This window comes from Psychrobacter piscatorii (assembly GCF_043641605.1).
Lineage (GTDB): Bacteria > Pseudomonadota > Gammaproteobacteria > Pseudomonadales > Moraxellaceae > Psychrobacter > Psychrobacter piscatorii_C.
In genome coordinates this window covers 366,430-389,798 of the sequence record NZ_JBHZRK010000001.1, presented here as the reverse complement: position 1 = coordinate 389,798, position 23,369 = coordinate 366,430, and the positions used below count along the sequence as shown (strand labels likewise).

The window sequence follows — 23,369 nt, the reverse complement described above, 5'->3', positions numbered from 1 at the left end:
TCGCACTTGCCTTTCAGCTTATACGGTTTATGAATTTATGAGTTGAAAGGTGCAAGTCAGATCGTTTGACAAAACGTCAAATTTTTCCTATTAGCTGGGTGCTTGCCCAGCTTTTTTGGTTTTTATTCACCAAACAATTTATAGATATTCCTATTTTTTCCACATAAACCTACCCAATATTTTTGACTTAATTACCTTTACTTCTTTTTCGAGTCTGTCATGAGCTTGCTAACTGCTAGTGTTTTTCTTCTCCTTCTACTTGCCTTGAGTACCTTTGTCTCTGCCGCTGAAATTGCCATTGCCGCAGGACGTAAAATCAAACTGCAAATCATGGCAAAAGAAGGCGATGTTCGCGCACTTGATGTCCTCAATATGCAGGAGCACCCCGGTAGTTTTATCACCGTGGTACAAATAGTACTAAATGCCGTTGCTATTTCGGCTGGTGCCGTGGGTGAATCGGCCATCAGTCCTTATCTAGAGCAGTTATTCAATAGTGAAGCGATCGCATCGGTCATATCGTTTGTACTCATCACCAGCTTGTTTTCACTACTTGCCGATTTGATGCCTAGACGTTTGGCGATGTCGAATGCTGAGATGATAGCGGTGCGACTGGTACGCCCTATGATGCTATTAATTTTTGTATTAAAGCCGATCATATGGGTGTTCGATGGTGCTGCAAATATCCTCTTTAAGTTTTTTGGTATCTCGACCATACGCCAAGACGATATGACTCCAGAGGATATCTATGCCGTCATGGATGCGGGTGCTGAAGCGGGCGTGATCAAAAAACAAGAACATCATCTGATCGAAAATATCTTTGATATGCAAGAACGTACCGTCACCTCGGTGATGAACCCACGCGAAAATATCGTGTATTTTGATACCAAAACCAGTACCGAAGCTGTCGTAGAGGTCATGATTGAGCAACCGCATAATAAGTTTTTGGTCTGCCATGATGACGATTTAGAACATATCGTTGGCTACGTAGAGTCTCGCAGTTTTTTGGCGTTGGTTCTAAACCAGCAAGAGGTTAGCCTCACAAACAAATCTCTGCTAAAGCCTGCGCTCTTTGTGCCTGATACGTTGTCTTTGTTTGAAGTGCTCGAGATGTTTAAGTCTACTGGTGCAGACTTTGCCGTTATTGTGAATGAGTATGGGCTCGTGGTTGGGGTTATCACACTCAAAGACGTCATGAGTATCGTGATGGGTGAGCTGGTAACGCTTGAGGAACAGCCTATTGTCCAGCGTACAGACAACTCGTGGTTGATCGATGGTATGACCCCTATTGAAGATGTCATTCGTGCATTAGATATCGTCGACTTACCACGCAGTGAGAACTATGAGACCATCAGCGGCTTTATGATGTATATGCTTCGCAAAATTCCTAAGAAGACCGATACGATCGAGTATGCCAATTATCGGTTTGAAATCATTGCCACCGATAATCTGAAAATCACTCAAATGCTAGTGACCAAACGAGAAGATACGGTTTGATTGATTGGCCAATTAATAATTTATTCAATTGGCCTAAGACGCAGCATTTTAGCCTCGCGCACAAAACTAGTCTCGCGCACCAAAAATAGCCGTACCAACACGTACCATGGTAGAGCCGTTTTTTATGGCCTCTGCCATATCACCACTCATCCCCATACTAAGCGTATCCCAAGCATTCAACTCTGGATGGCTGGCTTTGATATCGTCAAACAATGCCTTGGTTCGAGCAAAGGCATCTGTATCTGCTTTGGCAGGGATAATCATCAACCCGCGCAGTTGCAAGCGCTCATAGCCTTTAATCGCTGTGATCAATGCTGGCAGTTCTGCTGGTAAGCAACCTGACTTGCTGTCTTCGTTGTCAATATTTACCTGAATCAGTACGTTCAATGCTGGGAGCTCATCTGGGCGTTGATCGTTTAAACGTTTGGCAATGATATCGCGCTCAAGGGTTTGCACCCAATCAAAATGCTCGGCAATATCACGTGTCTTATTACGCTGAATACTACCGATATAATGCCAGACGATATCCGCGCATTCAGGATTCGATTTTAGCGTATTTATTTTTTCGATGGCTTCTTGTAGATAGTTCTCGCCAAAGTGCTGCTGTCCTTCATTCGCCAAAGTAGCAATCATATTGGCAGGCTTGGTTTTTGACACGGCTAGCAAAATTGTAGTATTGGCAGATCTACTATCTCGCTCAGATGCCTGTTCATAGGCTTGGGTCATTTGCTCTTTGACTTGCTGCCAATTAGCGACAAGCGCCTGATTATCAATACTTTGATTTGTCTCTTTCATATCAGTCATATATAGGGCTCTCAAAGTTTACTTAATTTTTAATAAAAAATAACCCATCATTCATATATGAAATTGGCTGGAAAATGACGAATTTCATATTTTCTTAAAGGAGTAGATGGTTAAATACTCACAGTCTTGTTATGATATTGTTACATGCTTTAACATATGCTACTGAATATGATAGCGGTGGTAAAGACTGCATGCTGGTTCACTCTTCCATATTTTACGCTTGAATAAAGCGATTGATGGGTAGTTTACCACGTGCCTTTATGCTCTTTTGTCTTACCCTGACTAATTGATAGGAATATCGGATTATGGCTGAAAAAAACACCTTAAGTATCGAAGACTTGCTACGTTTTACGGTCAAACATAAAGCATCAGATTTACATATTTCAGCTGGCATGCCTGCGATGATTCGTACCGATGGCGAGATGACACGCATCAATATGCCTGCGATGACGCACCAAGTAGTTCATCAGCTCATTTATGACATTATGAATGACAAGCAGCGCGCTGACTTTGAAGAATTTTTTGAGACAGATTTTTCTTTTGAGATTCCAAACTTGGCACGTTTTCGAGTCAATGCGTTCAATCAAAATCGCGGCGCAGGCGCGGTATTCCGTACTATTCCTTCTAAAGTATTGACCATGGAAGACTTAGGCATGGGCGACGTGTTCAAACGTGTCTCAGACTTCAAACGTGGCGTGGTATTGGTTACCGGCCCAACTGGTTCGGGCAAATCAACAACGCTAGCGGCAATGATTGATTATATTAACGAAAGCCGTAAAGAGCACATTTTAACGATTGAAGATCCGATTGAATTTGTTCATGAATCGAAAAAAAGTCTGATTAACCAGCGTGAAGTACACCGTGATACTTTGGGTTTTGAGCCTGCATTACGTTCAGCATTGCGAGAAGATCCAGATGTCATCTTGGTTGGTGAGTTACGTGACCTTGAAACCATTCGTTTGGCATTGACTGCAGCAGAAACAGGACATTTAGTGTTCGGCACCCTGCATACTAGCTCAGCCGCTAAGACGATTGACCGTGTCATCGACGTGTTCCCTGCCGCCGAAAAAGACATGATTCGTGCCATGTTATCAGAGTCACTACAAGCGGTTATTTCACAAACACTGCTACGTCGTCAAGCTGGTGGACGTGTGGCAGCTCATGAAATCATGCTAGGCACACCCGCTATCCGTAACTTAATACGTGAAAACAAAATTGCTCAGATGTATTCTGCCATTCAAACGGGTGCAGGCGAAGGCATGATTACACTCGATCAGACGCTAAAAAACTTGGTTGGCAAAGGCACCATCAGTAAAGATGTGGCTCGTCCTTATGCTAAGCAACCTGAGGCATTTTTATAGTCTCAGCCAAATCACAAAAAAGCGTGAATAGTGCTAGATTGTTACTGGTCTCTATAAATGATCTTTAATACACTACTTTAAATAACTTTTAATCGACTTACATCGAATGCAGGTACGATATGGACATTGATAAATTATTGCAGTTGATGATTAATAAAAATGGCTCTGACCTTTTTATTACTGCTGATGTAGCGCCTTCCATGAAAGTAAATGGAAAAATTTTACCTGTCGGTAAAACCCCTTTGACCGCTGATCAAACCATGATGTTAGTCAAAGGAGTGATGACCCCTAGCCAGCAAAAAGAATTTAAAGAGACAAACGAGTGTCAATTTGCTATATCTGATGAAGCACAGCAAGCACGTTTTCGGGTCAGTGCATTCATACAGCGCGATATGGCAGGAATGATTTTACGGAAAATTGAGAATAAAATCCCAACTGTTGAGGAACTACGCCTACCCCCAGCACTCAAAGAACTGGCCATGAAAAAGCGCGGTATTATCTTGCTGGTCGGTGCGACTGGAACAGGTAAATCCTCTACGCTCGCGGCTATGATTGGACATCGTAACCAAAACTCTCATGGGCATATCATTACCATAGAAGACCCTATCGAGTTTGTCCATAAACATCGTGGTTGTATCATCACTCAGCGTGAAGTCGGTATCGACACTCATTCATTTGAAGCAGGACTAAAAAATACGCTGCGCCAAGCACCAGATGTCATCTTGATTGGTGAGATTCGTAACCGTGAGGTCATGAGCTACGCGATCCAGTACGCTGAGACAGGGCATTTGGTATTTGCAACTTTGCATGCTAATAATGCCAACCAAGCGATTGACCGTATCATTCATTTCTTTGAAACCAGTCGTCATAGCCAGTTATTTATGGATTTGTCACTAAACTTGCAGGCCATTATCGCTCAGCAGCTCATTCCAACCCCTGATGGCAAAGGACGCCGTGCTGCTATTGAGATTTTGTTAAATTCACAGCTGATTAGCGACTATATCCGTAAAGGTGAGGTGCATGAAATCAAAGATGTTATGACACGCTCGCGAGACAGCGGTATGCAGACCTTCGACCAAGCGCTTTTTGACTTGTATGAACAAGGAGAAATCACTTATAAAGAAGCGATTTTGCATGCTGATTCCCCTAACGACTTACGTCTGAAAATTAAGCTAAGTAGCAAAAACGGTAAGGCTAATTTAGATGAAGGTGCGGATAGTTTATCGTTAGACATCAGTTAATATATTGAGAGTGATGTCAGTACATACTTAAAAATTAAGCTCAAAAAAGCCCTCACTATCAATAATGAGGGCTTTCTAATATGAGAGATCTTAGAGTCATGTATGAAAATAAAATTTTAATTGATAACCAAAGTCGTTACTTGGCACTGTCTCTGCAAGCTTGGTCAGCACAAATACCATATAAGACTAATGAATGACCTGATAGTTTAAAGCCATGCTTTTCTGCGACTTTCAGCTGCTCTTCCTCGATCATCTCATTATGGAACTCAATGATTTTGCCACAAACATCACAGACCAGATGGTCGTGATGCTCTTCTTGGGTGATTTCAAACACTGACAGATTATTTTCGAAGTTGTGACGTTCTACAATACCTGCCTGCTCAAATTGGGTGAGTACACGATAGACTGTGGCAAGACCAACATCTTCACCTTGTTCGATGAGCGCTTTGTATACTTCTTCTGCACTCATATGGTGTAACTCGGCGCTTTCTAGCAGCTCTAAAATCTTGATACGAGGTAACGTAACTTTCAATCCTGCTCTACGTAAATCTTGATTGGTAAAAGAAGCCATAATATCCCTTCTGACTGTGACAGTCTTAGCAAATGAAAAACTAAAAAATATGAGATAAATAATCGTTAAAGATTATTCTTTATTAAATATAAGTGGTTTTAACACCCTCAAAACAGTGCTGATGAGGTGACGGACTGCTTTATAATTGCCTGAATAACCGCAGTGCAAGCCTATGAATTTAAAATATAAATAATAAAACCATTCAGGTGGTGTTTGGTAAATAATGTCGTAAGTGGTAGGCAATTGCAAGTAAATGACGTATCATTTGTCCAAGATTGTCGGTCAGACTCGCACCATCTAACTTTGGCCGCGCCTAATTCATTTCTTATGAGTCATCTTACCATGATAAAGACATTAAATTTTCGTCCGTTAAGCCATGCCAGCGTACTACGTAACATTGTCATCACCAGTATGCTGAGCGCTACTGTCGCTATGTCTGGCTGCTCACTATTGAGCGTTTATAAGATTGATTTGCCTCAAGGCACAGCGATTACTCAAACCCAAGCACAAAAACTAAAAGTAGGGATGAATCAGAACCAAGTACTTTATATCCTTGGCAGCCCTGCGATTAGAGACACCCTTGAGCCTAAGCGTTGGGATTACATTTACGACTACCAAGCAGGCACCGAAGGCCGCCGTAAAGGCATTGCTGATGTCAAAAATGCAAGCCAACACTTAGTCGTTTACTTTGATGATAATGGTCTAGTCACTCGCATCGAAGGTATCGAGAGCTTACCAGCATCGTAATCAGTACGACTTATCAGCTCGAATGACTGACAGTTAAAATAAATAATAGCTTAACCGCGAGACTTATTTTTGCGCTGAGACATTGGATCAGCGCTTAAACTGCGATATACCTCGATACGGTCAAAAGGCTGCAATAGATAATTCAGCGGCTGTTTTTGTGCATAGATGCCCACATGCCAACGCTTAGCTGTTGGCGTTGTAATGTCTACTGCTTGCTCACACCATTTTGCCAGCGCTGCAAATTTTTCAAGCCAGCCAGCTTGACCTAGTGCCTCATGCAAACTAGTACCTTGTCTAACCTTTAACGCCAGATAATGTTGGCGCTGCTCATCTTCCGCATACGCCAGATAGACTGTCATTAACTCCGATTGCAGCGCATTGCTATTACTATGCTTACTGCCATCACCTGTTAGCTTAACCACTGTATCACCCAACCTATCAATGCCAATAGTAATGCCAGCGGTACGACGAGACGTATCGCGACTCGCCATAAGTTATAGAATGCTTCATTGCTAAAGTTCAATGATTTGCGTAAATGACTGATCTTCATCTGCCATCCTGCAAATACTGATAATAGTAGTACAGCTATGCTACTCACTATAACTAGAATGCCTACCAGCCAAGTTGTTGGAATCGCAACCACCAGTAGCAACGCTAAAGCAAAAATTATTATCAAGCTGACTAATAGCCCAAACTTATGCGTTAACTGCTGAGTACTGTAATGCAGCAAATAGCTAACGACGAATAGTACGCCAGCCCAATAGAGTAGTTGTCCAATCGGTGGTAACGACATACCACTGATAAATAACGCGACGACCCCTACTAATAGCTGCAAAATCCAAATCGGTAATACCAATTTAGTGGCACGATAATCACGAGCAGCCCTACTTTTTGCTTGTTGGCTGTTTGCTTCCACGGCGGTGATCGTCTGCTTACTGACCAAGTTTTGCCCGAACCAGTATAATCCTGTACCCGCACCAACACTGACCAATGCCAGCGCCACTGCCCGCGCCCATTCAACCAAGCTGATATCGGTCATAGCAAAACTAATATTAGGCACACCATTTGCGATGCCCAGTATTAATCCAACGACCATCAATCCGAGGCCAATAGGCAAAGGCGCGGTCCCAAGCAGACTCAATAGCACAGTAATAACCATCAACCCTGCGGCAACCGCAAAACTTGGCACATCGGGGGTACTATTAAGCTCAGTCAAGGCAGTTAATATCCCTGTGCTGGCACCTGATATGATCAATGCTGCAATCACAATAGAAACCAATGCTGCTAGCCAACCAAAGCTACGCCATATTGGGCTTGCATCTGATTCGCGAGTGAGCTTTTGCATACCAGCCAAAGGTCCCTCGACACTACGATAAGCCAAAGCTATCTCAGCATAAACGACTGGCAACGCGACCAACACCATTGCTAGCAGCCATAATAACCAAAAATCGATCTCACCGATTGACGCAGGGGCGAACCAGCGAAATAATAATAACGGTAACAATACCGCGATAAAATAAGAAGCATAACGGATCATCATAATCTCAATCCAAACGATCTAATACCATTCACAAAAACGACAGTAGCAAGTAAAACGAGTTCGATACAGCTAATCGCATTTTTGAGTATGGTATAAAGTGAATAACGGTAATTTATAATTATACAGAGCAATGAGTTGCCTCTGTAAAGGAATTCAGCTGTACATTGTCTTTTCAATATAAGGGACAAACAGTTATAAAAAAACCCCGAAATCGGGGTTTAGTAATTCAGACATGATCAATATATGCAAGGTGCTCAATAATTCTATCTAAAAAGTGCGTATCAGATATTGATCATCAGTGCCGTTTAATTAGTGAATAGCACTCACATAGTCTGACAAAATACGAATGTCACGATCTGATAATTTCGATGCAACGGTTTGCATCATACCCATCTCACCTTCTTTCGCAGCATCATTGACACGCTTTTGATCATCGCTATCGATATCATCAGCACGTCCAGCGGCGCGGAATAGTTTTAGCTGAGTGGCAATGTATTGAGCATGCTGTCCGCCTAATTTTGGAAACGCCGCCCAAGGGTTACCTGCAGCGTCCGGACCATGACAACCAGCACAACCAATCACACCGCGTGACTTATCACCACCCAAGAATAGTTTGGTGGCTTCTTGGTTCGTTGCAGGGTTGCCGTATCCAACACCCCAAGGTGCTTGGCTAGAGTAGTAACCTGCCACGTTGGCTAGATCTTGCTGAGACAAATTAGCAACCTGTGACTGCATGATACCGTTTTTGCGATAGCCTGCTTTGAAGTTAACTAACTGTTTATAAAGATACTTTACGTTTTGGCCGCCAAGGTTTGGCTGCGCAGGAACAATACTGACCCCATTAAGACCATGACAAGCAGCACAAACGGTTTCTGCAATTTTCTGACCTGCATCGACGTCATACTCAGGAACAATAATAGCAGCTTGTACGCTGAAACTTGCAACGCATAAGCTGGCAGCAGCGATTAACTTTTTCATTGATACAAATCCTACTAGCTCGGCGTAAGCATTATTTAGAGTGATTGCACGGATAAGATACCTGATATAGCCGCCTCTTTAATCATAGGCGTGGCATATATTCTGAGGTCTTAGACACAAGCAGTCTGAAAGTACTTACTAACATCAGGGTTTATTTTCGATTATTATAGCAAGACTTTGTATCATTTGCCTACTTAATCGAAGTATTCATCAGTTTTCTAATGCGCATAGCCTAAAGTACAGGGCAAAAATAAAAAGCGCATTCAGGTTGTAAACCCGGCGCTTTATTTTATCGCTTCAAGCTTCATGTCTAAATGGACTATTTGCTCATATACTCGATAAGCTTGCGATAGTCATCATCGCTACAGGTGTCACAGAGACCGCCTGCAGGCATCTGAATCATGCCACTTTTGACAGACTTAATGAGTGTCGGCATGCCCTTTTGCTCAATAAGTTTCTGCCATTTGGCACTATCGCCTTTTTTGATAGCATTTAGTGCGCCACTATCATGACAGGCTGCACATGAGTTATCATAAGTAGTAGCAATATCAGCCGCACCTGCGCTACTGATCATGATGCCACTTAGTAATAAGGCAGCACTGCCAACTGTTAAAGCATGATAGCCTTTGCTAACAAGTCTATTGATTGAAAACATAGAGCACCTCCTCGTGAGATTTCACGTGTCTCGTCAATCGTTCTACTAAATGTCTTTCATTAAACATTGTAACAATATATGTCATGCAAACATAGATAAATTATATTCAGCTTTGTTAACACTAAACACTTATTCTAATCAACAATTAACTTTAATGTTATCCTACTATTTATATGATGCTAATCGCAGTTATTTCAATAAGTAAGACAGGTAATAGTATAGAATAGCCGATAATATCAAATCGCTAACTTTATAATGTATAAGCGCTGATAAAGAAGAGCCTCTTACCACTTTTTGCATATTTGCTGAATTGAAGTCATGGCTTAAGCCAACCACCAGCTAACCAGAATTTTATACCCGTATCTAATTTTTTAAGATTAATGAGCCATTTATGAATACCCCGTTTACCGATGTTGCTGCCGAACATGCGCTGTTCAACACCAAATCCCGTCAAAAAATTCAGCAGACTGAATTTATGACCTCAGCGCCCACCTTTAAGCTTTGCCCACCTGATATGGGGTTGGAAGTTGCCTTTGCAGGACGCTCGAACGCTGGTAAATCCTCAGCTATCAACGCTTTGACCAATCAGCGCCAGCTTGCACGCTCGTCCAAAACGCCTGGACGCACGCAGATGATTAACTTTTTTAGTATCGGTAACACTGATAGACGACTGGTTGATTTGCCAGGTTACGGCTATGCCGCTGTACCACTTGAGATGAAAAAAGAATGGCAGGTCGAACTAGAAGAGTATCTAGTATCGCGCTCAAGCCTTGCCGGCCTAGTGCTTATGACGGACATTCGTCACCCACTAAAGTTTTTTGACGAGCAGATGCTGCATTGGGCAAAAGATGGTGACCTACCCGTACACATCCTGCTGACTAAAGCGGATAAGCTTAAGTATGGCGCCTCTAAAAACGCCCTACTCAACACCCGCAAAAGACTCAAAAAACTTGGCTTAAATTGTACTATCCAGTTATTTTCAGCCTTGAGAAAAGAAGGTCTTGATGAGCTGGCTGGTGTCATGGGTAGATGGTACGACTATCAACTTGATAATGACAAAATCATTGAATCGTCTTTTGCATTATTAGAAGGCGATGAGTTAGAAGACGCCATTGAAAAAGAAAGCGGTCAGGAAGAAAATAAATAGATATTATGGTATCAAATAAAAAAAGGGGTTTATCGTTAATATCGACAAACCCCTTTTTTATATAAGTTAAAAAGGCTTTTATTTAAGCACATAATAGCTTAGCCAATGCTTGCGGCGTATCAACCTGATATGTCGGCTGCTGAGCGGCAAGCTCTGTACTTGTTGCCGTGCCATAGTTGACCGCGATACTGGTCATACCCAATGCTGTTGCCATTTGAATATCATAGATGCTGTCACCGATGAACACGGCATCAGATATTTGCTGCTGGGTGTAATCCAAAATGTCAGTCAGCATCTGCGGATCAGGTTTTGAGCCTGACTCATCAGCACAGCGTGTCATGACAAAATAATCGCGACTGTCAGAGGCATCCAATACACGATCTAGCCCTTTTCTTTTTTTACCAGTTGCAACAGCAAGCTTTTTTCCCTGCTCCTGCAGAGTCTGCAACATATGCTCTATCGGCTCAAAGAGCGGCGTGCAGTGGCTATTAGCAATATAGTACTCTGCATAAGTCTGCTGAATGGCGAGCATCTGCGACTCATCTGCATGAGGATATAAAATCTCGATACCGTTCATCAAACTCAGACCAATGATGTCTTTCACCGCTTTATCAATCGTCTTAAATCCATGTGCTTCTCCAGCCACATGCATAGAATCCACAATTAAGCCGATAGAATCCATCAGCGTGCCATCCCAGTCAAAAATAACTAGTGTCTTATCAGATAGACGATGCTCATCTGCGGGCTGAGAGTGTTGAGTAAGTTCTAGCGTATCAGTGGTAAATGATGCAGTCATGGATTCACCTTAACGAATAACAACAGTAAATAACAGATACGAAAACGTCACGGCGGCTTATTGATTAAATAAGGTATCGTGACGTTTACATGTTTCTATAAAGGTCTAAATTTTTAGACCAAAATGATTATATGTAGACTTATTCAGGTAACTTGGTTGTCTCTGGTAGCCAATCCGCCATGTCGTCTGGCAATGGTGCGGTAATAGCGTCATAACCCGGAATATCTAAGCGCCACGCGTGGAGACACAGACGATGAACACCTGATTTATCATGCACGTTATACTTATCATCACCCAAGATAGCATGACCGATGTGAGCCAAATGCACACGGATTTGATGCGTGCGGCCAGTTAGTGGCTTGGCTTCGATGAGGCTTACCGGCTGACCATTAATCATAAAACGATCATGAACGATGATATCAGTTTGGCTTTCTTTCGCTTGCGAGTCCTGTGCATCTACTTTGACACGGCGCTCGCCACTAGCAAGCGTATAACGCAGTAACGGTGCATTGATACGTTGCTCATTAAGTGCAGGCTGTCCTTTCGCCAGACATAGATAGTGCTTTTGAATGGTCTTGTCTACCAAATGCTGCTGCAACACTTTAAGCGTTGAGCGTTTTTTGGAAATCATCAATAGACCTGAGGTATCTTTGTCGATGCGATGTATCAGCTCTAGGTACTTCTTACCCGTCACTTCACGCATGGCTTCGATGACACCAAAGTCCAAGCCGCTACCGCCATGCACAGCGATACCAGAAGGCTTATTTAGCACTAGCAGACCTTCGTCTTCATAGACCACACGTGCTAGCAAGCTTTTGGCAAACTCAGTACTGATGATAGGTTTGTCACGTGTCGCCAGCTCAACAGGTGCGATACGCACGACATCTTCACGCTGCACTCTATCATGTGCCTTGCAGCGTTTATTGTTGACGCGCACTTCATCTGAGCGAATCATTTTATAGATGTGTGATTTTGGCAAACCCTTTAAACGGTTCAGCAAAAAGTTATCCAAACGCTGGTCATGTTGATGTCGCGTCACTTCAAGGTAGTTTACCTTGCCGAAGTTGCTAATCTCATCGTCAGCGCTTTGTGGGCGTGTTTTGCTATTGAAAATAGCAGGGGCTTCATGGGTAGGAGCGTCGTCAGTCATTTTTGAGTTTGTCATTTTTAGTTAGGTATTTACACAAAGATTTGTTATAGTTTAGCATGTTGAGCGACAATTAAGCAGAGGCGACAGCAATAATCATTGTTGTTTCAGATAGCTGGTTACTGTTTTATTACTTTCCAGTGCTTACTGATTGCTAGTAAAGAGGTCTATGCTATTTACCCTGCTGCTATGAAACGTTTCATCTGATTGTAGGGCCAGTCGTTTAGAGGCATTAGCATTTAAAGGTATTCATTACCAAACACAGCCCTATAAATTAAAACACTGTATCGAATTTTACTCGGTACCATAAAACAAATAGTGACACTAAATACCATCGCGTTAATAACTTTGACGATTAGTCTATTTATTAACGGATGACAACACCACATTGACTCACTAACTGCATGACAACGACTTTTTTTGATAACTATTTATTATTTAATGATTACTTATCTGATGGTCCTTTATGACAGCATAGTTGAGCAAGTATGGGTCGGTTAGCGTTAGGATCGAAAAATAACTCGATAGCTGCCTGAGTATTGGTGGTCAAACAGATGACGATAAAGAGGTAAATACGATACCATGCTGACAAGCTGGTCCATTACTCTGTTTGCCAAGTACGCCCCGCTGATAACCAAAGCTGTAATACCTAACCTTGAGACACCCAAGATATTATTGACGATATATAAAGAACGATAAATAAAGAGTAACCAATCGCTTTGCCTGAATAGATAACCGCTGACTAATGACGCTACGATATATAGTAGCAATCATAACCGCGATATTATTGTTAGACTTTGAAGGATGAATGGCTATCGCAATATGCCTTTTTAATATCAGTATTTTTTAGACCCGTAACTGACCGTCGCCCACGCTTACAACGTGCGCCAACATCACTACCAATAGAACGTACTGACATTAAGAGAGTTTTTATTCGCTGACATATTCATATATGTACCAAGTTTATTGATAATAGAATATAAGTATCATAGCCTTACACCCTATATTATTTATATTGATACGAGCGGCGCTCATCACTTCAGGTAAAAAAGAAGCCATTGAAAAAGCCCACGTGCTTTACGAAACCCACGATTTACGTTCTACTGTTCACTGATATCTACAAATGCTAATGTCATATTAGCCACACTTGCTACTATCTTCTAAAGACTGTCTTATCGTTGTTATGCGTACTCATAGGATATAAATATGAAACGCATTTTGATCAACGCAACTCAAAACGAAGAGATTCGTGTCGCCTTATGTACAGGCAATCATCTATACGATTTCGACTTAGAAAATCGCACCCGCGAGCAAAAAAAATCTAACATTTACAAAGGTCATGTGACTCGTGTTGAGCCATCACTCGAAGCGGTGTTTGTCGAGTACGGTTCTCAGCGCCAAGGCTTTTTGCCGATTCGCGAAATCTCTGCTGAATACCTAAGCGGTAACCCGCGTGATGAGAACATCAAAAAACTCATCAAAGAAGGCGACGAGTTAATCGTCCAAGTCGAAAAAGAAGAGCGTGGTAACAAAGGCGCTGCCCTATCGACTTATGTCTCATTGGCTGGTCGCTATCTGGTACTCATGCCGAACAACCCTCGTGGCGGCGGTATCTCACGTCAAATCTCAGGCAAGCTGCGCGAAGACATGAAACGCATGCTGAGCAATCTTGATCTGCCAAAAGGCATGAGCGTCATCATTCGTACGGCGGGTATTGGCAAAACTCAAGAAGACTTGCAGCATGACCTTAACCATCTACTCAATATCTGGCAGGCAATCCAAGAACAAAACCAAAAATACCCTTCACCGCGCCTCGTCCATCAAGAAGCAGGTGTCGTTACCCGTGCTGTCCGCGACTATTTGCGTGATGATATCGCTGAGATTTGGATTGATAACGAAAACGCTTATATTGAAGCGGCAGGCTTTATTGATGCAGTAATGCCAAAACAAGCCGAAAAGCTACGCAAATATACCGATTATGAGCCGATGTTTTCGCGCTTTAATATTGAAAAACAAATCGAAACGGCCTATCAGCGTGAAGTGCGTCTGCCATCAGGTGGCTCAATCGTCATCGACCAAACAGAAGCCTTGGTATCTATCGATATCAACTCTGCTAAGTCGACTAAAGGCTCAGACGTTGCTGAAACCGCTTATCATACTAACTTAGAAGCGGCCGACGAGATCGCCCGTCAGCTTCGTCTACGTGATATGGGTGGTTTGATTGTCATTGACTTTATTGACATGAATGACAATAAGCATCAAAAGGAAGTCGAAAAGCGTCTAATCGATGCGACCAAATACGATCGTGCTCGCGTCCAGTTTGGTGATATCTCCAAATTTGGTCTGATGGAAATGAGCCGTCAGCGTCTACGCCCATCATTAGAAGAATCAACTGGTTATATCTGCCCGCGTTGCCATGGTAACGGTATGATTCGTGACCTACGTTCGTTGTCGCTATCTATCATGCGTCAAATTGAACAAATTGCGCTCAAAGAACGCCAAGGTGAAGTACAAGCAGAAGTCCCAACCGATATCGCCGCATTTTTGCTAAATGAAAAGCGCGATAGCTTGGTTTATCTTGAGCAAGACAGTGGCACGCGTATCACGATTTTGCCGCATGCGCATTTAGAATCACCGAACTTTAAGCTGCACTTTAACCGTGATGGCTTTGCCCCATCGAGCTACGAGCGTATCACTGATACCCAGCAACAAGAGCATAGTGACCTTGGCTACAATGTCGACTGGCAAACGGCTGAAAAAGAGCGCCCTGAGCAGCAGCCTACTCGCCAGCCTCGTAAACCATCAAATGATAACAACAAGCAGAGCGCAGCTACGCAGAACGATACCGTAAATCATAGCAATGATCGTCGTAATCATAAAAATGCTAATGACGCTGCGCCAGCGCGCGCACCACAAGCCAGTCAACCTCAAAACGTTGCAGCACCAGTCGTAGCGCAGACTCAAAATATTGAAGCCACTGCTCAACCAAAAGCAGTCGCTTGGTTATCAAATCTGTTTGCGCAAGCACCGCAAGCCACCACCACACCTAGTGTCAGTAGTCGCGATGCCGCTGAAGCGATCGAGGCATTGGTAAATACTGGCGCACAAAGCTTAGGCTCATTTGGTCAAGTTGATATCAATGCATTGAATAGTGCCGCTTCAAATAGTGAGCAGCCAACTCAACAAAACAATAGTCAGAAAAACGACAGCCAACCATCAGATAATAACGCTAATCGTCAACAGGCGCGTCGTAATGATAGCGATACTGATGAAAGCAATAACGAAGACAGAAGAAGACGTAAGCCGCGTAAGTCAAGAAACTCAAAGCCGCGTCAAAGAAAAGAGACGAATGATGAGACGACTAACAATGCCAATAGCAGCACGGACAACAGCGCTGATGAGAAGTCGTCTGACACGCAAGGCCAACAACAGCAAGACAAGCGTCAACAGGAAAACAGACGCACGAACGATCGCAATCGTAATAACCGTCAAGACAGCAGCAATCGTCAAGACAATAACCAAAAAGCAAATGATCGTAATGACATTGACAACGAAACTGGCCAAAAAGCTGATGAGCAAGTCCGCGCTAAGCGTAAATCGCATAGCCAACGCGGCTCACGCGGAAAGCTAGAGCGCGGTGAGACGCTAACGGCTGACGATGTTAAGCAAAACAAGCAGCAAAATGGTAAAAATAGCGACGATGCCAATGGTAAAAACCAATCTGGCACACGTCGTAGTCAGGACCCTAACGAAGTCGTGCTACAAGTCAATGAAGCACCGACCAAGCTAAAGGCGTCAGAAGTTGTGCACTTATCTTTAGATGATAGCAAGTCCTCGCCTGCTAAGCCTCAATCTAGCGATAAACAACGCTCAACAAATGGCACGGCAAAGAGCGAGAGCACAAAAGATCACGCTGCTCAGCAAACTGCCAACAAGCCTAGTAACAGTGAAAAAAGTACTGACCAGAAAGGTGACAATAAGAAGGGTACGGTAGAGACGTCTGAAAATCAGACTCACAACAATCAAGAGGCGACTACTAATGCTAAGGTGCAAAACAATGCACCTGATCGTAAGCAGAGCACTGATAATAAAAATCAGTCAGAACAAGCGCAACCAGCATCTACTAGCGACCAACCAGCCTCTGCTGGCGACATAGACAGTCAGTCAGTTAGTCCAAAAACGGCTGATGCAGGGCATGCCAAAGCCAAGCCCGAGCATCAGAAAGCTGAGACCACTGATAATGTCAATAAAGCTGAAGAAGCTAAAAAGGTTCCAGCTAATGACAATGGTGCGAATGATAAAGGCATGAGTAACTCAGCACTTGAGCTAACACATGAATCACTGTTTAGCGAACGTTACGTGACTGCTGAGAAGTTTGGTCAAGCTAGCAACGACCCACGTGTGGTACGTGCTCAGCAAGCAAAAGCAATGAAAACAACACCTCAAGTCGAAGCTACTACCGTAAGTACAGCAGCGATACGTGGCACCGTTGGTGAGTTTATTCGCGCGACACTGCCAGAAGCGCAAACTCGCTTAACAGAAAACGGCGTTATCAGCTGCTTTATCGAGACAATTGCCTTGTATAATGAGCAAGCGCAATCTGCTGATAATAGCGCCAATGTCGAGAGCGCTGTTGATGACAACCATAGCAACGATATGGCCAGTCAGCGTTTTGACTTTAGCAACTATGGCTACCAGCCATTAGCAGCAGATTACTTAGCACGCTTCGCAGCGATGACGCAAGCAGTCAGTCAATTTGCAGCAGCTCAAGGCAAAACCGCCGTTGAACCACGCGCTATTGGTAAACGTGCCAGCAATGATCCACGCGGTCAGCATCCTGACTACCAAGAGCCCGCTATGTTGAGCGTTCCTACAGAGCAGACTTCGAGCAACGAAGCATCGCTAGTAAACACTAAGCAAAACAATAGCGAAGTGGATGCACATAATGTTGAAGCGAAAGCACTGGCGAATCAAGCGCAGACAGACCATATCAGCTCTGATAGCGAGAAATTGCTAGAAGTCGAGCAAGCGCAATCAGCTGCTAACAGTGCAGAAGCTCAAGCCGGTGAAGGACAAGAAACCAATACAACGGAAGCTGATGCAACACAGGCGGATGTAGAAAAGTCTAATGCAGAAGAGTCTGAGCAGACGACCGAATCTAAAGTAGAAGAATCTGCTAAAGAAACGGGCAAAGATGACAGTCAGGCAGCTAAGTCTAAGACCACCATCGCCAGTTATAAAAACATGATCGAGAATGTGGCTGAGCAATTGCTGCCACAGACAGGCATGTTTAACCTGACGACGCCAAAAGTTCCAAAGGCACGCAGTCGCAAGCCTAAAACGGATCATAAAAAACCGACCCAAGCTGAGAAGCTTGCGTCTGATGATACCGATAGCGAAAGCTAATATATAGAAGCAGAAATATAAAAGCCCCAAAGCTACTAATAGCTTTGGGGCTTTTTGTTTTGGTAGGACAAAGCTTAATTATTCATTTAGAAAAAAGTTTGATAGTAAGATAGAAACACAGGCCAGCTTAATGAGTAGAAGAAGCCTTATCATCTTTGCCGCGAACTTTATCAATAATGGTAAGCAATGCCACAACTGCCGCACCGATAATAAAACCAATAACACCATTTAATACGGTAGTTGTTACCCCTTCAAAAATACCAGTGAGATGCGCGATATCTTCTACGCCATGATGCAAAAAGCCAATACCGTGTACTAAGATACCACCACCCACTAAGAACATTGCCAACGTACCCGCAATAGACAAGAACTTCATGAGCTTCGGCGCAGCTGCAAACATCAACTTACCTACTTTTTGCTTGAACGTGCTTTCTTGCTCCATCAGATGTAGGCCCACATCATCAATTTTGACGATACCAGCGACCAAACCATAAATACCAATCGTAATACCAATCGCTAAAATGGACAACACTAAACTGCGTTCTAGCAAGGTAGCACTTGCTGTTGCCCCTAGTGCAATCACGATAATCTCAGCTGATAAGATAAAATCTGTACGTATTGCGCCTTTGATTTTTTCTTTTTCAAAAGCAACCAAATCTACTGTTTCATCCGCATTGGCTTTTCGGCGGGCATTTTGTTCTTCATCATGTGGCAATGCATGTGGCCAAAACCGATGTATGACTTTTTCTGCCCCTTCATAGACTAGGAACAGACCACCACACATTAATAAAAACGTGACAAGCGGCGGATAAATCGCACTGATCAATAACGCTGCTGGTACCAAAATGAGCTTATTGATAAATGAGCCCTTGGCTACTGCCCAGACAACGGGAAGTTCGCGATTAGCTTTGACACCAGTAACTTGTTCAGCGTTCAGGGCCAAATCATCGCCTAACACACCAGCGGTTTTTTTGGCAGCGACTTTGGTCATGACGGAGACGTCATCCAATATCACACTGATATCATCAAGTAAGGTTAATAAACTGGCACCTGCCATGTGTGCTCCTTAAAGCAAATTTGTTGAAGTAAGTCGTGCTGAAATCGTTAAAACAAAGTATTTTATTAAAATTCTTATAAAAACAATGCTATTAGCAGTAGACTACAAGGGCACGCCTATATATTACATAGTACAAATGTATCTTATTTTTTGAATTTGTGTTGTCAGCTATTCTTAAAAGTTGGGATTATTTGCATTTATTAGACGATGCATTTGAGCTGTCATTATCCATAAATATGGTAATATAGCGATTTTACCGCCTATCTTTCTTTATTATCAGTAATTTATAAAAACTTCTGTAAAATTAAACCTTTAAAACACTACTCAGACACCTTACTATATATTGTAATCCACAACGCTTTGTATATAACGAACTCATGTCTAGGCGCGATGCCTATAGGAAATCCATATGCCGTCATCCATTAGCAAAAATACCACGACGAATAATTTTTTCTCTCGTACTACTCTATCTCGTTTTGTGATGAGTGCCTTGCTAGTAGGTATTGCTGCTGGCTGCTCAAACAATGCAGCGGATGCAACCAGTAACACCAGTGTTGTCAACGCGGCGCAGACCAAGGATGCACCAGCCAAAGTGTCAGCTGATAGTGACTCTGCAGTAGTGAGTGCATTACAAGCAAACCTAAAGGCCTCTGGTATCGAAGAAACCATCGTCTCAGCGGTACCAACAGATATGGATGGTATTTATTGGGTGACTGCTGAAGGGCTACCCTCTTTCTTTACCGATAAGTCGGGTAAGCATATTATCCAAGGACAGATCGTTGCCGTTGGCGGTGCTGCGCCGGTGGATATCAGTGCTGCTTTGGCGGCCAGTACCGCACAAGAAGCGTTAAAAGCAGTCGATAAAAAAGAGATGATTATTTATCCAGCAAAAGGTGAGACCAAAGCAGTCGTCTATGCCTTTACTGACGCCGACTGTGGCTACTGCCGTAAACTGCATGAAGAGATGGATGACATCAATGCGCGCGGTATCGAAGTGCGATATCTAGCATGGCCACGCAGTCAAGAGTCTGTGCCAAAAATGGAAGCGATTTGGTGTAGTCAGGATCGTAACGCTGCGATGGATCAAGCAAAAATGGGTGCCAACGTGCAAGCGCCTAGCTGTGCTACCCCTGTGCAAGCGCATATGGCTCTAGGATCAAGGCTTGGTGTGCGTGGTACTCCTGCCATCTTTACTGAAGCAGGCGAGCAAGTAGGTGGCTACTTACCTGCAGCACAGTTGGCGCAAGCTGTCGGTGCAAACTAATACTTAATCCTAAAATGTGATATTTTTAATATATTCTAATATCTACCGTTTATATGAATGGATTTAAATGTAAGACAGCACCGCTTGAGCAATATCTGAGTATGCCAAGTATAGATGAACGCAATATTTATTCTATAATCTATACCCGATATAACCTTATGGACATTGTGTAGACGTCACAACTGCTTGTCGGTATGATACGATAAAGCGCGATGCAAAATTAGCAATACCCTTTTATCTGAGCATTTTTTATTCAACTATAATGAAGTATGCATGCAAAGTAGCACTAGAAAATGCCTATAGACTGCCGGTGTCATGCCGCAGACTCATTTGATATTGCCCCAGCGTTATGCCCGCTTCATTATATTTAACCTCTTGAGGATACTGTGAGCAATTCCATCAAACTAGCGATACTTGGTTTAGGCACCGTCGGAACAGGTGTGATCAACCTAATCAATGACAATTTAGATGAGCTAAAACGCCGTAGTGGACGCGATATTATTATTACCGAAGTGGGTACGCGCCGTCAGCGTGATGATATTGATACCAGCATCATGCAAAACAGTGACTTGATGGCAATTGCGGCAAGCGACAATGTCGATATCGTTATCGAAGTGATTGGTGGTACGACCTTAGCTAAAGACGTTATCATGCAGGCTATCAAAAACGGTAAGCATGTCGTGACTGCAAATAAAGCGCTATTGGCTGAACACGGCAATGAGATTTTTGCGTTCGCTGAAGAGAATAATGTCCATGTTGCTTATGAAGCAGCGGTGGCGGGCGGTATCCCAATTATTAAGGTGATGCGTGAAGCACTTGCTGCCAATAAAATTGATTGGCTCGCAGGTATCATCAACGGTACTGGCAACTTTATCATGACCGAAATGCGTGACAAAGGTCGCCCATTTGCCGATGTGTTAGAGGAGGCGCAGGAGCTGGGTTATGCAGAAGCAGATCCAACTTTTGATGTGGAAGGCATTGATGCGGCGCACAAACTAGCCCTACTCGCTTCTATCGCATTTGGTATCCCGCTACAGTTTGACAAAGTCTACTGTGAAGGCATCACTGGTATCACACTACAAGATGTCAATTATGCTGAAGAGCTTGGCTACCGTATCAAACATTTAGGATTTGCAGTACGCCGTGATGGTCAAGGCAATAGTGATGACGCTGGCGTTGAGCTGCGTGTACATCCAACGCTTATTCCACAAGACGCGTTGCTTGCCAATGTCAACGGCGTAAAAAACGCGGTATTGGTCAACTCACATCCACTTGGGCAAACGCTCTACTGCGGTGATGGCGCTGGTGCTGGTGCTACTGCTTCGGCAGTGATGGCCGACGTCATGGATCTCGTCCGTGTATTAGGTAGCAAAAGTGGCGACGAGCAAAACAGCAGCGAGCAGAATAATCATGGGCATCATGTGCCGCACTTAGCATTTATCCCTGAGCAACTCTCAGACACGCCGATATTACGTGCTGAGCAGATGATCACTGGTTACTACTTACGTGTACATGCTTATGATAGCCCAGGTGTTTTAGCGGACATCACTCGCATCCTAAGCGATGCAGGTATCAATATCGATGCCATTCTACAGAAACCTGCACATAAAGTTGGTCAAGTACCTGTCATTATCTTAACCCTACCTGTGGTCGAGAGTCAGATGAATCTCGCTATCGAAAAAATTGAAAAATTAGAGACCATTACTGATAAAGTAGTACGCATTCGCTTAGACGAGCTGGCTTAAAACATAATTTTAGCAAGCCACGCTTATCACCCCCTTTATCAGTGAGCTAGGCAAATGCTAACCGATAAAGGGTAACAGCGAACCAGCCCTTGCCTCTCTATGAGGCACTTTCATTTTAAATACGTAAATAAGGAATAATAACGATGTCAAATGATGCAATTGTAATCTTAAACGGCGCACGTACACCAATGGGCGGTTTCCAAGGCGTACTAAAAGACATGAGTGCTAGCGATTTGGGCGCTGCTGCAATCAAAGCCGCTGTCGAACGCTCAGGCGTTAGTGTCGATAATATTGATGAAGTAATCATGGGTTGTATCTTGACTGCAGGTTTGGGTCAGGGCCCTGCCCGTCAAGCCATGCGTAAAGCTGGATTGTCTGACGCGACTGGCGCGGTCACCATCAACAAGCTATGCGGCTCAGGTCTAAAAGCCGTCATGCAAGCACATGATGGTATCAAAGCTGGTAGCTTCAATGTTGCTGTGGCTGGTGGTATGGAGTCAATGACCAACGCACCGTATCTCATGCCAGGGTCGCGTGGTGGCTACCGTATGGGTCACAAAGAAGTCAAAGATCATATGTTCTTAGATGGTCTAGAAGATGCTGAGACTGGTAAGCTCATGGGCATGTTCGCTCAAGAAATGGCGGATGAAAAAGGCTATACACGTGAGAAGATGGATGAATTTGCCATCGAATCACTCAATCGTGCGCTAACCGCTATCAAAGACAATCACTTCAAAGATGAAATTGAGCCTGTAACGTTTGAAACTCGTAAAGGCGAGCAAACGGTCGATACTGATGAGCAACCAGGCCTAGCGAATGCTGAACGTATCCCAAGCTTACGTCCAGCATTTGCAAAAGACGGTACGATCACTGCAGCCAATGCAAGCTCAATCTCAGACGGTGCTGCTGCTGTCGTCGTCATGAAAGAGTCACAAGCAAAGGCTGAAGGTCTGGATTATCAAGCTCGCATCGTTGCCACTGCTTCAAACTCTCGTCACCCAAGCGAATTTACCATCGCTCCGATCGGTGCCATCGAGAAAGTACTAGCAAATGCTGGCTGGTCAGTCGCTGATGTGGATCTATGGGAAATTAACGAAGCCTTCGCGATGGTCACTATGGCTGCTATGGACGAGCTAAACATCGACCACGCCAAAGTAAACGTTGAAGGTGGCGCTTGTGCGCTTGGTCATCCAGTAGGCTGTTCAGGTGCACGAATCCTAGTGACGCTCATCAATTCTCTTAAGCGTACTAGCGGCAAAAAAGGCATTGCGACACTTTGTATTGGTGGCGGCGAAGCAGTTGCCGTTGCTATTGAGCTTCCTTAATTATCAATTATTTTTAAAACAGTAGTTTTAGAGACAATTTGCAGTTTAATTTTTTATCACTCATTATTCTTTAAAACCGCAGCGCGAATGG

The 23,369-nt window shown here is 43.5% G+C and carries 18 protein-coding genes; 9 read left to right on the top strand and 9 right to left on the bottom strand.

All coding sequences use genetic code 11. The features are described from left to right. The first annotated feature begins 219 nt into the window (after nt 1–219). On the top strand, nt 220–1,494 hold the full coding sequence (gene paeA, locus ACHUET_RS01705) for a polyamine export protein PaeA (protein WP_201598970.1): 1,275 nt from the start codon (nt 220–222) through the stop codon (nt 1,492–1,494). A 66-nt stretch (nt 1,495–1,560) separates the two neighbouring features. On the opposite strand, the gene ACHUET_RS01700 is transcribed toward paeA, so the two are convergent. Beyond that, nucleotides 1,561–2,298, bottom strand: a complete 738-nt coding sequence (locus ACHUET_RS01700; RefSeq protein ID WP_394210121.1) for a YggS family pyridoxal phosphate-dependent enzyme — start codon at nt 2,296–2,298, stop codon at nt 1,561–1,563. Between the two features lie 305 nt (nt 2,299–2,603). Here ACHUET_RS01700 and ACHUET_RS01695 point away from each other — a divergent pair, with 305 nt between their 5' ends. Next, nucleotides 2,604–3,659 carry a type IV pilus twitching motility protein PilT gene (locus tag ACHUET_RS01695; RefSeq protein ID WP_058024233.1) on the top strand — a complete coding sequence of 352 codons (1,056 nt, stop codon included), beginning with the start codon at nt 2,604–2,606 and terminating at the stop codon, nt 3,657–3,659. A 119-nt stretch (nt 3,660–3,778) separates the two neighbouring features. Next, nucleotides 3,779–4,900 carry a PilT/PilU family type 4a pilus ATPase gene (locus ACHUET_RS01690; protein WP_238036292.1) on the top strand — a complete coding sequence of 374 codons (1,122 nt, stop codon included), beginning with the start codon at nt 3,779–3,781 and terminating at the stop codon, nt 4,898–4,900. A gap of 136 nt (nt 4,901–5,036) precedes the next feature. Here the strand turns inward: ACHUET_RS01690 and fur are convergent, their stop codons facing one another. Next, entirely contained in the window at nt 5,037–5,471 is a 435-nt protein-coding gene (fur, locus tag ACHUET_RS01685; RefSeq protein WP_201598980.1) for a ferric iron uptake transcriptional regulator, read from the bottom strand. A gap of 327 nt (nt 5,472–5,798) precedes the next feature. On the opposite strand from fur, the gene ACHUET_RS01680 reads away from it, so the two are divergent. Further along, on the top strand, nt 5,799–6,218 hold the full coding sequence (locus ACHUET_RS01680; protein ID WP_058024230.1) for an outer membrane protein assembly factor BamE: 420 nt from the start codon (nt 5,799–5,801) through the stop codon (nt 6,216–6,218). 50 nt (nt 6,219–6,268) lie between these two features. On the opposite strand, the gene ACHUET_RS01675 is transcribed toward ACHUET_RS01680, so the two are convergent. The 4 genes from ACHUET_RS01675 to ACHUET_RS01660 form a co-directional block, all read right to left on the bottom strand. After that, nucleotides 6,269–6,640: an RnfH family protein gene (locus tag ACHUET_RS01675; RefSeq protein ID WP_394210118.1), complete on the bottom strand. Its 372-nt coding sequence runs from the start codon at nt 6,638–6,640 to the stop codon at nt 6,269–6,271. Next, nucleotides 6,628–7,758 carry a hypothetical protein gene (locus ACHUET_RS01670; RefSeq protein ID WP_394210116.1) on the bottom strand — a complete coding sequence of 377 codons (1,131 nt, stop codon included), beginning with the start codon at nt 7,756–7,758 and terminating at the stop codon, nt 6,628–6,630. Before ACHUET_RS01670 ends, ACHUET_RS01675 begins: the two co-directional genes overlap by 13 nt. Before the next feature lie 309 nt (nt 7,759–8,067). Beyond that, a complete protein-coding gene (locus ACHUET_RS01665) occupies nt 8,068–8,736 on the bottom strand; it encodes a c-type cytochrome (protein ID WP_075107765.1) in 669 nt (222 codons plus the stop codon). Between the two features lie 319 nt (nt 8,737–9,055). Further along, nucleotides 9,056–9,391: a c-type cytochrome gene (locus ACHUET_RS01660; RefSeq protein WP_394210115.1), complete on the bottom strand. Its 336-nt coding sequence runs from the start codon at nt 9,389–9,391 to the stop codon at nt 9,056–9,058. A gap of 391 nt (nt 9,392–9,782) precedes the next feature. On the opposite strand from ACHUET_RS01660, the gene yihA reads away from it, so the two are divergent. Next, complete coding sequence (gene yihA, locus ACHUET_RS01655; RefSeq protein ID WP_394210113.1) at nt 9,783–10,538, top strand: ribosome biogenesis GTP-binding protein YihA/YsxC; 756 nt, start codon at nt 9,783–9,785, stop codon at nt 10,536–10,538. Between the two features lie 82 nt (nt 10,539–10,620). Here the strand turns inward: yihA and ACHUET_RS01650 are convergent, their stop codons facing one another. Beyond that, a complete protein-coding gene (locus ACHUET_RS01650) occupies nt 10,621–11,334 on the bottom strand; it encodes an HAD family hydrolase (RefSeq protein WP_394210111.1) in 714 nt (237 codons plus the stop codon). Nucleotides 11,335–11,473: 139 nt separating this feature from the next. Continuing rightward, nucleotides 11,474–12,484, bottom strand: a complete 1,011-nt coding sequence (locus tag ACHUET_RS01645; protein WP_394210110.1) for an RluA family pseudouridine synthase — start codon at nt 12,482–12,484, stop codon at nt 11,474–11,476. A gap of 1,203 nt (nt 12,485–13,687) precedes the next feature. Between ACHUET_RS01645 and ACHUET_RS01640 the strand changes: the two genes are divergently transcribed. Then, the gene (locus tag ACHUET_RS01640; protein ID WP_394210108.1) at nt 13,688–17,887 is read left to right on the top strand and encodes an Rne/Rng family ribonuclease; all 4,200 of its coding nucleotides are present in this window, start codon (nt 13,688–13,690) and stop codon (nt 17,885–17,887) included. A 127-nt stretch (nt 17,888–18,014) separates the two neighbouring features. Here ACHUET_RS01640 and ACHUET_RS01635 read toward each other — a convergent pair whose 3' ends face one another. Further along, on the bottom strand, nt 18,015–18,944 hold the full coding sequence (locus tag ACHUET_RS01635) for a DUF808 domain-containing protein (protein WP_371531538.1): 930 nt from the start codon (nt 18,942–18,944) through the stop codon (nt 18,015–18,017). A gap of 409 nt (nt 18,945–19,353) precedes the next feature. Here ACHUET_RS01635 and ACHUET_RS01630 point away from each other — a divergent pair, with 409 nt between their 5' ends. From ACHUET_RS01630 to ACHUET_RS01620, 3 genes are all read left to right on the top strand, one after another. Further along, entirely contained in the window at nt 19,354–20,208 is an 855-nt protein-coding gene (locus tag ACHUET_RS01630; RefSeq protein WP_394210106.1) for a DsbC family protein, read from the top strand. 386 nt (nt 20,209–20,594) lie between these two features. Beyond that, nucleotides 20,595–21,953: a homoserine dehydrogenase gene (locus ACHUET_RS01625; RefSeq protein WP_223334588.1), complete on the top strand. Its 1,359-nt coding sequence runs from the start codon at nt 20,595–20,597 to the stop codon at nt 21,951–21,953. Nucleotides 21,954–22,096: 143 nt separating this feature from the next. Continuing rightward, nucleotides 22,097–23,278, top strand: coding sequence for a thiolase family protein (locus ACHUET_RS01620; protein ID WP_394210104.1), 1,182 nt, complete (start codon nt 22,097–22,099; stop codon nt 23,276–23,278). Nucleotides 23,279–23,369: the final 91 nt, after the last annotated feature.

Bases quoted from the DNA above. Each gene is read 5' to 3' on its own strand.
- ACHUET_RS01695 (WP_058024233.1), top strand. From the start codon at position 2,604: ATGGCTGAAAAAAACACCTTAAGTATCGAAGACTTGCTACGTTTTACG.
- ACHUET_RS01665 (WP_075107765.1), bottom strand. From the start codon at position 8,736: ATGAAAAAGTTAATCGCTGCTGCCAGCTTATGCGTTGCAAGTTTCAGC.
- ACHUET_RS01700 (WP_394210121.1), bottom strand. From the start codon at position 2,298: ATGACTGATATGAAAGAGACAAATCAAAGTATTGATAATCAGGCGCTT.
- fur (WP_201598980.1), bottom strand. From the start codon at position 5,471: ATGGCTTCTTTTACCAATCAAGATTTACGTAGAGCAGGATTGAAAGTT.
- ACHUET_RS01620 (WP_394210104.1), top strand. From the start codon at position 22,097: ATGTCAAATGATGCAATTGTAATCTTAAACGGCGCACGTACACCAATG.
- ACHUET_RS01660 (WP_394210115.1), bottom strand. From the start codon at position 9,391: ATGTTTTCAATCAATAGACTTGTTAGCAAAGGCTATCATGCTTTAACA.
- ACHUET_RS01635 (WP_371531538.1), bottom strand. From the start codon at position 18,944: ATGGCAGGTGCCAGTTTATTAACCTTACTTGATGATATCAGTGTGATA.
- ACHUET_RS01630 (WP_394210106.1), top strand. From the start codon at position 19,354: ATGCCGTCATCCATTAGCAAAAATACCACGACGAATAATTTTTTCTCT.
- ACHUET_RS01645 (WP_394210110.1), bottom strand. From the start codon at position 12,484: ATGACTGACGACGCTCCTACCCATGAAGCCCCTGCTATTTTCAATAGC.
- ACHUET_RS01670 (WP_394210116.1), bottom strand. From the start codon at position 7,758: ATGATGATCCGTTATGCTTCTTATTTTATCGCGGTATTGTTACCGTTA.
- ACHUET_RS01690 (WP_238036292.1), top strand. From the start codon at position 3,779: ATGGACATTGATAAATTATTGCAGTTGATGATTAATAAAAATGGCTCT.
- paeA (WP_201598970.1), top strand. From the start codon at position 220: ATGAGCTTGCTAACTGCTAGTGTTTTTCTTCTCCTTCTACTTGCCTTG.
- ACHUET_RS01680 (WP_058024230.1), top strand. From the start codon at position 5,799: ATGAGTCATCTTACCATGATAAAGACATTAAATTTTCGTCCGTTAAGC.
- ACHUET_RS01650 (WP_394210111.1), bottom strand. From the start codon at position 11,334: ATGACTGCATCATTTACCACTGATACGCTAGAACTTACTCAACACTCT.
- ACHUET_RS01640 (WP_394210108.1), top strand. From the start codon at position 13,688: ATGAAACGCATTTTGATCAACGCAACTCAAAACGAAGAGATTCGTGTC.
- yihA (WP_394210113.1), top strand. From the start codon at position 9,783: ATGAATACCCCGTTTACCGATGTTGCTGCCGAACATGCGCTGTTCAAC.